Raw genomic sequence first — 12620 nt, 5'->3', positions numbered from 1 at the left:
TCGACGACATCACTACTACTTCGCCAGTTGTCAATAACGCTGCCGATAAACAAGGGCCATGGCGCGAATCTCAGGATGGAGGGCTTCCTGCAACGATTCGCCACTCCAGACCCAACGCTACACCCTGGACGGCAACTACCAGTCCTTCGCGAGCACGCCCGCTCCCGCAGGATTCGCTACCCACTCCACTCAAGCCCCGGTCATGCACCTGGCAGGGGCTTTTTGTACGTATTTATGAATGCTTCTCGATAACACACGGCATAATGCGCGCCGTGATGAACAGTATTGATTGAACAAGGCGGGCGACGTGTTGAAGAAAACCCTGTTCCAGTTGCATTGGTTTTTCGGCATCAGCGCCGGGCTGGTGCTGGCGTTCATGGGCATTACCGGTGCGGCGGTATCGTTCCAGGACGAGATCCTGCGGGCGTTGAACCCACACGTGTTGACGGTCGAAAAACAACCGGCCGGCGTCCTGCCGCCCGCCGAGTTGGTGGAGCAGATCGAGGCCGCCTCGGGCAAAACCGTTGCCATGCTCTGGGTCGAGATCGACAGCGGCAACGCCGCACGGGCGATCTTCACCGCCCCGCCCGGTGAAAAACGCGGGGCGATACGTTACTTCAATCCGTACAACGGCCAGTTCGTGGGCGATGTGGTGGGCCAGGATTTCTTCGTCCTGCTGCTCAAGCTGCACCGCATCCTGGCCCTGGAAGACGTGGGTCGGCAAATCACCGGCGCTTGCACGCTGATTCTGGTGTTTTTCTGCCTGTCCGGCCTTTACCTGCGCTGGCCGCGCCAATGGAAAAACTGGCGCGCCTGGCTCACTCTCGATTGGGCGAAGAAAGGCCGCGGTTTCAACTGGGACCTGCATTCGGTGGCCGGCACTTGGTGCCTGGTGTTTTACCTGCTGGCGGCGTTGACCGGCCTGACCTGGTCCTACGAGTGGTACAACAAAGGCGTGACCCGCCTGCTGTCCGACTCGCCCAAGGACGAGCGGGTGCGCAACCGAGGCCCGGCGCCGGAAGGTCCGCCGCCGGTGGCCGACTACCGGGCCATGTGGAGCAGCATCTACAGCGCCGCCGGTCCGGACCTGTCTTCCTATAACGTGCGCATGCCACCCGTAGCCGGGCAACCGGCGACGGTGTTCTATCTGCTGAAGAACTCGCCTCATGACCGGGCACTGAACCAGCTCATGCTTGATCCGGCCACGGGCGCTATCAGCCGCCACAGCCGCTATAGCGACAAGAGCCTCAAGGCCCAGCTGTTGACCAGCGTCTATGCCTTGCACGTAGGCAGTTATTTCGGCCTGGTCGGGCGAATCCTCGTGACGGTTGCCGCACTGACCATGCCGTTGTTCTTCATCACCGGTTGGTTGCTGTACCTGGATCGCCGCCGCAAAAAACGCCAGGCCAGGCAGGCTCGCCAGGCGCTGGTCACCCGCCCCGGCGACGCGCCGGCCTGGTTGATCGGCTTCGCCAGCCAGAGCGGTTTCGCCGAGCAACTGGCCTGGCAGACCGCCGGCCAGCTCCAGGCCGCCGGCCTGCCTGTGAAGGTCCAGCCCTTGGCGGCTGTCAGCGAACAGGACCTGAGCCATTCCACCCACGCTCTGTTCGTGGTCAGCACCTTTGGCGACGGCGAAGGACCAGACAGCGCACGGGGGTTCGAACGCAAGGTGCTGGGTCGCACCCTGAGCCTGGAGCGTTTGCAATATGCAGTGCTGGGCCTGGGAGATCGGCAGTACGAAAACTTCTGCGGCTTCGCCCGGCGCCTGCACGCCTGGCTGGCCGAGCATGGCGGCAAGACGTTGTTCGCCCCCGTTGAAGTGGACAGCGGCGATCCTTATGCCCTGCGCCATTGGCAACAGCAACTGGCCGAACTCACCGGCCAGGCTCCGCTGGAGACCTGGAAAACCCCTAACTTCGAGAACTGGACATTGAGCCAGCGCACCTTGCTCAACCCCGACAGCAGCGGTTCGGGCGTGTACCTGCTGGGCCTCACCGCCCCTGGGCCCGGCAGCTGGCTGGCCGGTGATCTGGTGGAGGTCATGCCACGCAATGACTTGTGGGCCATCGAGCACTTTCTCGACGGCCTGGGCATCGCCGGCAACGCTCGCGTGCAGGTCGACGGTCTGCCTCAAAGCCTGGAACAAGCGTTGGCCAGCCGCCAGTTGCCGGAGAACCGTGCCCACCTGGTGGGCTTGCATGCCCAGGCGCTGCTGGATGCGTTGGCGCCCTTGGCGATTCGTGAATACTCCATCGCCTCGATCCCGGCCAATGGCGTGCTCGAACTGATCGTGCGCCAGGAGCGTCATGCCGACGGCAGCCTGGGTATCGGCTCCGGTTGGCTCACCGAGCACGCTCCGCTGGGCGGCAGCATCACGCTGCGGATACGCCGCAACAGCGGTTTCCATCTGCCGCCCCAAGGCGTGCCGATGATCCTGCTGGGCAACGGCACGGGCCTGGCGGGCCTGCGCAGCTTGCTCAAGGCCCGTGTCGCCCAAGGCATGCAGCGCAACTGGTTGCTGTATGGCGAACGTCAGCGCGAACACGACTTCCATTGCCGCGATGAGCTGCAAGAATGGGTGACTTCGGGCGACTTGGAACGCCTGGACCTGGCGTTTTCCCGGGACCAGGAACAGAAAGTCTACGTCCAGCATCGCCTTCTGGAATCCGCCCCGCTGCTCAAGCAATGGCTGGCCGACGGCGCGGTGATCTACGTTTGCGGCAGCCTGCAAGGCATGGCTTCAGGGGTGGATCAGGTGCTTCACAATGTGTTGGGCGCCGAAGAGGTGGAGCGGTTGATCGAGCAGGGGCGATACCGGCGGGACGTTTACTGATCTAAAGCCAACACCTTCCTTTGTGGGAGCGGGCTTGCTCGCGAAAGCGAAATGTCAGGCAACAAATCGCTGACTGACCCAACGTCTTCGCGAGCAAGCCCGCTCCCACAGGGCTAGATTTGCGGCAGGCATTCAGACCGGCTGCAACTTCTTCTCAAACACCGCCACGCCTGCAAGGTCCCGCAACACCACGCTCATCTCGCCACTCTGCCCGTCGATGTTCACCTCGCCAAAGAACTGGTACCCGGCAAACGGCGAGGTGTTCTGGGCCGGTGGGGCTTTCTGGAATACCACTTCGGGACCGAAGGTCTTGTCCAGGGCGTTGGGCCCGAAGCTGCCGGCATTCAACGGCCCGGCGACGAACTCCCAGAACGGTTCGAAATCCTGGAATGCAGCCTGTTCCGGATGATAGTGATGGGCGGCGCAGTAATGCACATCCGCGGTCAGCCAGACGTAGTTGCGTACCTGATGCTTGCGCAGGTACCCCAGCAGCTCGGCAATCTCCACTTCACGGCCCTGGGCCTCACCGGGATCGCCGTTGGCCACGGCCTCCCAGCGCGGGACGCCAGGGCTGACTTCGCCATCGGGCACACTCAGGCCGATGGGCATGTCGGCGGCGATGACTTTCCATTGGGCACGGGACTGCTTGAGCTCGCGCTTGAGCCAATTCAACTGTTCGCGGCCCAGGAAAGGTTTCGCCGCCCCCAGGTTGGCGTCATTGGCGCCGCGGTAGCTGCGCATGTCCAGCACGAACACGTCCAGCATCGGCCCATAACCGAGCTTGCGGTAGATCCGCCCACCGCCGTCGGCCTTTTGCAGGCGCATCGGCGCGTATTCCAGCCAGGCCTGCCGCGCCCGGCCTACCAGGCTTTGGATATCCTTGGTCTGGTAGCGCTCGTCCAGTTGTTTGCCCGGCGACCAGTTGTTGACCACTTCGTGGTCGTCCCACTGCCAGATCTGCGGCACCTCGGCGTTGAAACGCCGCACGTTTTCATCCATCAGGTTATAGCGATAGTTACCGCGATACTCATCCAGGGTCTCGGCGACCTTGCTCTTGGCTTCGGTGGTCAGATTGCGCCAGACACGGCCGCCTTCGACGGTGATCTGCGCGGGCACCGGGCCGTCGGCGTAGATGGTGTCACCGCTGTGGATGAAGAAGTCCGGCATGCGCAAGCGCATGGCTTCGTAGATGCGCATACCGCCGATGTCCGGGTTGATCCCGAACCCCTGGCCGACGGTGTCGCCACTCCAGACAAAACGGATGTTGCGTCTGAATTGCGGCACGCTGCGCAGGTGACCGAACCAAGGCTCGCTGGCGACTCCGGTTCGGGCATCCTCGAAACGCACGCGGTAGAAAATCGCCTGGTCGCGCGGCAACCCGGTCAGCTCGACCCGGGCGGTGAAATCGCTGCGGCTGTCGGCCAAGGGCGAGACAAACCGCCGGGGGTTGTGGAAACGGCTGCGGGTGTCCCACTCCACCACCATCCGCGCCGGACGGTCGCAGCGACTCCAGATCATCGCCCGATCGCCCCTCAAGTCGCCTGACTGCACGCCATCGGTGAGCACCGGACGATCCTTCACCGAGGCAATCACCGCCGGTGCCAACCCCGGCAACAACAACCCCGCCCCCACGGCTTGCATGACACGACGACGGCTCGGATCGAATTCGCTCATGGTGCTCTCCCTGAAATGGGGAAACTAAACCATGGCTGTGTTAATCGGGTGTGACAGGTTTTTTGAACGCTGCAAAACAAAAGGTGGGAGCGGGCTTGCTCGCGAAGGCGCTGGGTCAGGCAACATTTTCATCGACTGACCCCGCGCTTTCGCGGGCAAGCCCGCTCCCACATCGGGATGCGGTGTGGTTTTGATCAAGCCTTGGCCGGTTCCAACGCCATCTCCACCGCTTCCGGCCGCTTGAGCAGCGCATACGCCACGCCGGTCAGCAGACTTCCCGCCACGATCGCCAGCAGGTACAACAGCGCATGGTTGATGGCATTGGGGATCAGCATCACGAACAGGCCGCCATGGGGCGCCATGAGTTTGCAGCCGAAGTACATCGACAGCGCACCGGTCAGCGCGCCGCCGGCGATGCTGGCGGGGATCACCCGCAGCGGGTCCTTGGCGGCGAAGGGAATAGCGCCTTCGGAGATGAAGCACAGCCCCAGCACCAGGGCCGCCTTGCCGGCCTCGCGCTCGGTCTGGGCGAATTTGCGGCGGGCGATGAACGTCGCGATGCCCAGGCCAATCGGCGGCACCATGCCGGCGGCCATGGTCGCGGCCATCGGTGCATAACTCTGCGAAGCCAACAGGCCCACCGAAAACGCATAGGCTGCCTTGTTGATCGGCCCGCCAAGGTCGACGCACATCATCGCCCCCAGCAACACACCCAGCAGAATCGCGTTGGTGGTGCCCATGCTGTCGAGGAAATGAGTCAGGCCTTCCAGCATGCCCGCCACCGGTTTGCCCACCACATAAATCATCACCAATCCGGTAAACAGGCTCGCCAGCAACGGAATGATCAGGATCGGCTTGAGGGCTTCCAGGCTCTGGGGCAGGCGGGCATAACGGTTGATCGCCTTGGCCACATAGCCGGCCAGGAAACCGGCGATGATGCCACCGATGAAGCCGGCGCCGAGGGTACTCGCCAGCATCCCGCCGATCATCCCCGGTGCCAGGCCCGGCCGGTCAGCGATGGAATAGGCGATGTAACCGGCCAGCAACGGCACCATCAATTTGAAGGCGGTGTCACCGCCGATCTGCATCAACGCTGCCGCCAGCGTGCCGGGCTCCTTGAACGCGGTAATGCCGAACACAAAGGACAACGCGATCAACAAACCACCCGCCACCACCATGGGCAGCATGAACGACACGCCAGTCAACAAGTGCTTGTAGACGCCGGTCTTCTCCGACTTCGCCGGTTCTGTACTGGCGTTCGAGGCGCTTTCCTGGCGGCCTTCGGCCAGGGCTTTTTTCAGCGTGGCTTCGGGCTGCTTCAGGGCGATACCGGTGCCGCAGCGGTAAATCTTCTTTCCGGCAAAACGCTCCGTAGCGACCTCGATGTCGGTGGCCAGCAGCACCACGTCCGCATCCGCGATGGCCTGAGGGCTCAACGGATTGCGTGCCCCCACCGACCCCTGGGTTTCAACTTGCAGGTCATAACCCAATTTCGTCGCGGCTTGTTGCAAGGCTTCGGCGGCCATGAAGGTATGGGCGACACCGGTCGGGCAAGCGGTGATGGCGACGATGCGTGGGGCGCTCTCGCTCGATACCGCAGGAGCTTCTTCCAGGACATCCGTTTCACGTAGCACCTGGGCTTCTTCGGCACCGCGCCGCAACACCGAGTCGACGTCCTGCAATGCCTGGGACGGGGTGCTGCGGAACAGGCGTTTGCCGACGAACCGCGACAAATCCACCGGGCCGCTGGCAACCAGCAGGACCCATTCGGCCGCTTCAAGGGTAGCCGCCGACAATTGGCGTTCCGGATGGGCCGCATCGTGGACTTCGACGCTGGTGCTCCATCCCTGGCGCTGGGCCGCCGCGTCCAGCAGGCGGGCGCACAACACACTGGTGACCATGCCGTTCGGGCAGGCCGTCACAATGGCTAATTTCATTCTTGCGAACCCTCTTATTGTTCTGTCAGGGAGCGCACGCGCACGCCCTGTTCAAGCGACGCCAGCAACGCGGTGTCGTGGATGCCAAAACCGATCTGTGTAACAGCCATGGCGGCGATGGCCGTTGCGGTACGCAGGGTCTGCTCCGGAGTGTGGACTCCGAGCAGGCCATGCAGCATGCCCGCCAGCAGTGAGTCCCCGGCGCCCACGGTGCTGGCAACGGTGACCTTGGGCGGCGAAGCGTGCAGCGCCGAACCGCCACTGAACCAGTTCACACCCTCGGCACCGTGGGAAATCACCACATGTTCGACGCCCTCGGTGTGCAGCCGTTGGGCCGCGTGTGCCTGGGCCCGCTCCGTCACCACCTCGCAGCCCAGCGCATCGGCCAGCTCTTCAGTGTTCGGCTTGATCAGCCAGGGGCCGGCCGCCAGCGCGACGCGCAACGCTTCGCCGCTGGTGTCGAGGGCCACTTTCAGGCCGAGGCTTTTCAAGCGCGTGACCAGTCCCTGCAACCATTGTGGACTGACCCCTCGGGGCAAACTGCCCGCCACCACCACGACATCGTGCTCCGGGGCGATCTGGTCCAGTCGCGCCAGCAAGGCTTGTTGCGCGGCCTCGTCGACCATCGGGCCGGGACCATTGAGATCGGTGATGCGTCCATCTTGCTCGGCCAACTTGATGTTGCTACGGGTTTCACCGGGCACCCGGATAAAGGCATCGACGAAACCGCGCTGGGCGAACAGCGTCTCGAACGCCTGGGCGTTGTCTTCGCCGAGAAAACCGCTGACGGTCAGCGTATGCCCCAGGTCGGCCAGGACCTGGGCCACGTTCACGCCTTTACCGGCGGCGTGGCTGTGCATGGCATCGCTGCGGTTGACCTGGCCGGGTTCCAGGCGCACGAGTTCCACCGTGAGGTCGAGCGCCGGGTTGAGGGTCAGGGTAAGAATCTTCGCCATTACAGCGCCTCCACTAATGCGCGCACGTCATTGGCGCTACCCACAGCCAGCGCCTCCTGGGCGAGGGCCTTGGCCTGTTCGAGGGTCAGTTCGCGTACCCGTGCCTTGACCTCGGCGATGCTGCGGGCCGACACGCTCAGTTCATCCACACCCAAGCCTACCAGCACCGGCACCGCCAGCGGGTCGGCCGCCAGCTCACCGCACACACCGACCCACTTGCCATGGGCATGGGCGGCGCGCACGGTGATGTCGATCAGTTGCAACACCGCCGGATGCAGGCCATCGGCCTGGGCCGAAAGGCTTGGGTGACCACGATCGATGGCCAAGGTGTATTGGGTCAGGTCGTTGGTACCGACACTGAAGAAATCAACTTCCTTGGCCAGCACCGGCGCCAGCAACGCGGCGGACGGCACTTCGATCATGATCCCCAGTTGCAGGTCCGCCACGGGGATTTCCTGGCGCAAACGCTCGGTCATGTCCCGGGCCTGGCGCCACTCCTCGACGCTGCCGACCATGGGGAACATGATCCGCAACGGACGGTTGTCCGCCGAACGCAGCAAGGCACGCAGTTGCGCTTCCATGATCTGCGGGCGTTGCAGGGTCAGACGAATGCCGCGCACGCCGAGGAAAGGGTTTTCTTCCTTGGCGATCGGCCAATATGGCAGCGGTTTGTCGCCCCCCACGTCGAGGGTGCGCACCACCAGCGGCCGACCGGCCAGGCCATCGAGCACCTTGCGGTATTCGGCTTCCTGGATGGCTTCGTCCGGTGCCTGGGTGTGGGCCATGAAAATCAGTTCGGTGCGCAACAGGCCGATGCCTTCGGCGCCCTGCTCCACCGCGCTGGCGACGCCGGCGCTTTCGCCGATGTTGGCGAACACCTCCACCGGATGGCCGTCGCGGGTCAGGGCGGGTTGGTGACGCTGTTCGGCAGCGATCTTGAGACGCTGCTCGCGGGTGTCCCGTTCTTCGGCGGCCCGTTGCAGGGTGGCTGCGTCCGGGTCCACGTGCAGGCGACCGCGCTGGCCGTCGAGCAGCAGCGACGTACCCGGTGCCAGCAGCAGCACCGCCTCCCCGGCGCCCACCAGCGCCGGGATACCCAGGGCTCGGGCGACAATCGCACTGTGGGCGGTGGCGCCGCCGCGCGCCGTCAGAATCCCCGCCACACGGGTCGGGTCCAGACGCGCCACATCGGACGGGCCGACCTCGTCCATCACCAGGATGTACGGTTGATCGGGTTCGTTCGGCGTTTCGACGCCACACAATTGCGCCAGCACCCGGCGGCCCACGTCCCGCAGGTCGGCGGCACGTTCGGCGAGCAGTGCGTCCTGCAAGGCTTCCTGTTCTTTCGCGGCGGCTTCGATCACGCCCATCCACGCCGCTTGCGCGCTCTCACCCAGCTTCAAACGGGTGTCGACTTCATCGGTCAGCTCCGGATCGTCGAGCATTTCCTGGTGGGTCACGAAGATTTCGCGGATGGCCTTGGCCTTGGCGCGCTCGATCAGCCCTTCGATATCACGGCGCACTTGATTCAAGGCGTTTTGCAGGCGCTCGCGCTCGATGGCCGCCGACTCGCCGCGCAGCGGATAATCGATGGCCTGCTGGACCTGGACGTGGGCCGGCCCGATGGCAATGCCGGGAGCGGCTGGCACCGCCTGGATCACGCTGCCGGACTCAGGCGCCAGGACAACGGTCGCCACTTCGGCCAGGGTGGACTCCTGCGGAGCACTGGGCGCAGGCAACGGTTCAACGTCTTCGCCAAGGCCTTCCTCGATGGCGGCCAGCAGGGCCGGCAACGCATCGGCGGCAATGGTCGGTTCAGCGATGAACTCCAGCACCTGACCACGACGGGCCCCCAGGCTCAGCAACTTGCTCAGGCTTTTAGCCGACACCGCGCTGTCCTGGCCGTCGACGATGCGCACACGAATCTCGCCTTCGAAGCTTTTCGCCAGTTGCGCCAGAATCTTCGCCGGACGGGCATGCAGACCATGGGCGTTGGCCAGACCGATGCGGGCGCTGGGCCAGTCGGCGGGCAGTTCACCGCCCAGCACTTCCAGCACCTTGCGGCTGCTGGTGGCGCGGCCCAGTTCGTGGCCGCGGCCTTCGATCAGCAAGGCACAGAGCCGTTCCAGCAAGGCCTGGTGAGCCTCGCCAAGGCTGGCGAGACAGAACAGACCGCTCAGGGGCTGGCCCAGATAACGGATGGGCTTGTCCGGCGTCACGAACGCCAGGCCCGGACGCTTGACGGTCTGCTCACTGTGCAGCCACCACAAGCCGTCCCCCAGGGGCAGCGCGTCAACCTGCTGCAAGACGCCGGCGAACCCGTTGCTCACGCAATCGGCCTGACGCAGCAGCCGGGCGCCACGCCAGACCAGCTCTTCGAAATCGTCGGCCGATACGCCCAGACCGATCATCTGCGCGTCCAGGGCCAACTCCTGTGGTGCGCCTTGCAGCAATTTCAACAACGCCTCGGCGGAACTGGCACGCCGCAGGGCCTGGCCCAGATCGGTCTCGCCAAGGGCACGGGTCAACAGTTGCAGAAGACGCAGATGCTCGTCGGATTTGGCCGCGATACCGATCGCCAGGTAAACGATTTGACCATCGCCCCAATCCACGCCGTCGGGGAACTGCAACAAGCGCACGCCAGTCGCATGAACCAGGTCGCGGGTTTCAGGAGTACCGTGGGGAATGGCGATACCTTGGCCAAGAAAGGTCGAGCCCTGCGCTTCGCGGGCCTGCAAGCCGGCGAGATACCCCTCGGCCACCAGGCCATCGGCAACCAGTTTGTCAGCGAGCAATTGCAGCGCGGCGGCTTTATCCACAGCCGTCTGGGCCATGGAAATCTGCTCTGGATTGAGCTCGAGCATGCTTTCTCCTTTTTGGCGTCGGAGGGCGCCAGGTATTGTTTTGAATGACAGCTTAGCGTTACAGGATGGCTTTTGGCGGTATCGCGGCAGAACGGCCAAAAAAGCCTACTAAGCTAGAAAATACGCTTGCTGAAACGTTTAATCTAGAAAGAATGGCACGTTACTCGATAATCTTTCATCCTTGAAGTGCAACTTGTCGAAAGCGTCTGTCACGCTGAATCGGGTAGGATGGCTGCTCATTGTCGCGGCAACCTCGAAAACACAAGGAAAACCGGGTTGAAACTCAGTGATATCGCCCAGTTGGCCGGTGTGTCCGTCACCACCGCCAGCTACGTCATCAACGGCAAGGCCGAACAGCAACGCATCAGCAACGCGACTGTCGAACGGGTCCGTGCGGTGGTCGAGGAACATGGCTTCACGCCCAACCCCCAGGCCGCCGGGCTGCGCAGTCGGCACACCCGTACGCTGGGCTTCATCCTGCCGGATCTGGAGAACCCCAGTTACGCACGCATCGCCAAGTTGCTGGAACAGGGCGCCCGGGCGCAGGGCTATCAATTGCTGATCGCCAGCTCCGACGACGCGCCCGACAGCGAGCGGCAGCTCTTGCAACTGTTCCGCGCCCGCCGCTGCGATGCGCTGATCGTTGCCAGTTGCCTGCCGGCAGGCGATGACAGTTATCACCAGTTGCAGGCCAAGGGTATTCCGATTATCGCCATTGACCGGGTGATGGAACCCGCCCGCTTCTGCTCGGTGATCAGCGACGATCGCCAGGCCAGTCTGCAACTGACCCGCAGCCTGCTGGAGACCCAACCCCGGCAAATCGCCCTGATCGGCGCCCGCCCCGAACTGAGCATCAGCCAGGAACGGGCCGCGGGTTTCCGTGAAGCCTTGACGGGGTTTGACGGCCAGGTGTTGATCGAACAGGGCGAATCGTTCAGCCGCGAATGCGGTCGCCAATTGATGGAAGAGATGCTCGAGCGCCTGGGTCACCTGCCCGATGCGCTGATCACCACCTCTTATGTACTGCTGCAAGGGGTGTTCGACGCCCTGCACGACTTTCCGCTCAAATCCCGCCCCTTACGCCTGGGCACGTTTGGCGACACGCAACTGTTGGACTTCCTGCCGTTGCCGGTCAACGCCATGTCCCAGCAGCACCAACTGATCGCCGACAAAGCGCTGGAGCTGGCCCTGGCGGCCATCGAGAACGATCAGTACCAACCCGGCGTGCAGGCCATCGCGCGGACATTCAAGCAGCGCATCCATCCAGGCTGACCATGGAACTGATCGACACCCACACCCACCTGGACTTTCCCGACTTCGACGCGGACCGCCCGGCACTGCTGGCCGAAAGCCGTGCCCTGGGGGTTCGCCAGATGGTGGTGCTGGGGGTGTATCGAGACAACTGGCAGCGTGTCTGGGACCTGGTGCAGAGCGACCCGGATCTGCATGCCGCGCTGGGCCTGCATCCGGTGTACCTCGATCAGCATCGCGCCGACGATCCCACGCAATTGCGGGACTGGCTGAACCGCCTGGCCGGGCATCGGCAACTGTGTGCGGTGGGGGAAATCGGCCTGGATTACTACATCCAAACCCTGGACCGCGAGCGCCAGCAAACGCTGTTCGAAGCGCAACTGCACCTGGCGGCAGAGTTCGAGCTGCCGGCACTGATCCACGTACGCCGCAGCCATGCGGCGGTGATCGCGACCCTCAAACGCATCGAACTCAAACGCGCCGGGATCATCCATGCCTTCGCCGGCAGTTTTGAAGAAGCCCGCGAATACATCAAGCTCGGCTTCAAGCTCGGCTTGGGCGGCGCCGCGACCTGGCCCCAGGCCCTGCGCATGCACCGGGTATTGGCGAAGCTGCCCCTCGACGCCGTGGTGCTGGAAACCGACTCACCGGACATGGCCCCGGCGATGTTTGCGGGCCAGCGCAACAGCCCAGCGCATCTGCCGGCCATTTGCGAGGCATTGGCGCGGATTATGTCAGTGGGTCCTGAGCGGCTGGCCGAGGCCAGCACAGCCAACGCCCGCCAATTATTCGGTTGGTAAAAAATCGGTGGGAGCGAGCCTGCTCGCGATTGCGGTCTGTCATTCAACATTTGCATCGACTGACTCACCGCCTTCGCGAGCAAGCCCGCTCCCACAATGGGCCGGTGTATGCCTTCAAGAGCCGTGTCGAGCCATAGGCCGCGCCGCGGCTTTTGATCCACCCGCCCCTTCGGAAGGCTGAGCGCAGGCGTTCATCAGGGGGATGGCGCGCAGCGCCGTTCGACGCCGTCGAACCCATCGAGTGGAGGTCAAGCGCAGCGGACCGGAGCCGATGCCCCCTGATGAATGCCGGAGCGAAGGAACCC

The 12620-nt window shown here is 63.8% G+C and carries 7 protein-coding genes; 3 read left to right on the top strand and 4 right to left on the bottom strand.

Annotated elements, in window-relative coordinates; genetic code table 11:
* Nucleotides 1-307: 307 nt before the first annotated feature.
* A complete protein-coding gene (locus tag LCU97_RS07000) occupies nucleotides 308-2833 on the top strand; it encodes a PepSY domain-containing protein (RefSeq protein WP_232775990.1) in 2526 nt (841 codons plus the stop codon).
* A 132-nt stretch (nucleotides 2834-2965) separates the two neighbouring features.
* On the opposite strand, the gene LCU97_RS06995 is transcribed toward LCU97_RS07000, so the two are convergent.
* From LCU97_RS06995 to ptsP, 4 genes are all read right to left on the bottom strand, one after another.
* Nucleotides 2966-4507, bottom strand: a complete 1542-nt coding sequence (locus LCU97_RS06995; protein ID WP_232775989.1) for an alkaline phosphatase D family protein — start codon at nucleotides 4505-4507, stop codon at nucleotides 2966-2968.
* 194 nt (nucleotides 4508-4701) lie between these two features.
* Nucleotides 4702-6444 (bottom strand): PTS fructose-like transporter subunit IIB, encoded by a 1743-nt coding sequence (locus tag LCU97_RS06990; RefSeq protein WP_232775988.1) that lies wholly within the window; start codon nucleotides 6442-6444, stop codon nucleotides 4702-4704.
* A 14-nt stretch (nucleotides 6445-6458) separates the two neighbouring features.
* On the bottom strand, nucleotides 6459-7400 hold the full coding sequence (pfkB, locus tag LCU97_RS06985) for a 1-phosphofructokinase (RefSeq protein ID WP_053152168.1): 942 nt from the start codon (nucleotides 7398-7400) through the stop codon (nucleotides 6459-6461).
* Nucleotides 7400-10264 carry a phosphoenolpyruvate--protein phosphotransferase gene (gene ptsP / locus LCU97_RS06980; RefSeq protein WP_232775987.1) on the bottom strand — a complete coding sequence of 955 codons (2865 nt, stop codon included), beginning with the start codon at nucleotides 10262-10264 and terminating at the stop codon, nucleotides 7400-7402. The genes pfkB and ptsP overlap by 1 nt, the downstream gene beginning before the upstream one ends.
* A gap of 276 nt (nucleotides 10265-10540) precedes the next feature.
* Here ptsP and cra point away from each other — a divergent pair, with 276 nt between their 5' ends.
* Nucleotides 10541-11536: a catabolite repressor/activator gene (gene cra / locus LCU97_RS06975; protein WP_053152164.1), complete on the top strand. Its 996-nt coding sequence runs from the start codon at nucleotides 10541-10543 to the stop codon at nucleotides 11534-11536.
* 2 nt (nucleotides 11537-11538) lie between these two features.
* Nucleotides 11539-12315, top strand: a complete 777-nt coding sequence (locus LCU97_RS06970) for a TatD family hydrolase (protein WP_053152161.1) — start codon at nucleotides 11539-11541, stop codon at nucleotides 12313-12315.
* Nucleotides 12316-12620: the final 305 nt, after the last annotated feature.

The organism is Pseudomonas uvaldensis (assembly GCF_021271205.1).
GTDB lineage: Bacteria > Pseudomonadota > Gammaproteobacteria > Pseudomonadales > Pseudomonadaceae > Aquipseudomonas > Aquipseudomonas uvaldensis.
Note: the sequence above shows the minus strand (reverse complement) of the source record. Positions and strands in the feature narration are given on the sequence as shown.

What these genes read in the sequence shown, in the direction of transcription:
- pfkB (WP_053152168.1), bottom strand. Translation starts at nt 7,400, where the DNA reads ATGGCGAAGATTCTTACCCTGACCCTCAACCCGGCGCTCGACCTCACG.
- ptsP (WP_232775987.1), bottom strand. Translation starts at nt 10,264, where the DNA reads ATGCTCGAGCTCAATCCAGAGCAGATTTCCATGGCCCAGACGGCTGTG.
- LCU97_RS06995 (WP_232775989.1), bottom strand. Translation starts at nt 4,507, where the DNA reads ATGAGCGAATTCGATCCGAGCCGTCGTCGTGTCATGCAAGCCGTGGGG.
- LCU97_RS06990 (WP_232775988.1), bottom strand. Translation starts at nt 6,444, where the DNA reads ATGAAATTAGCCATTGTGACGGCCTGCCCGAACGGCATGGTCACCAGT.
- LCU97_RS06970 (WP_053152161.1), top strand. Translation starts at nt 11,539, where the DNA reads ATGGAACTGATCGACACCCACACCCACCTGGACTTTCCCGACTTCGAC.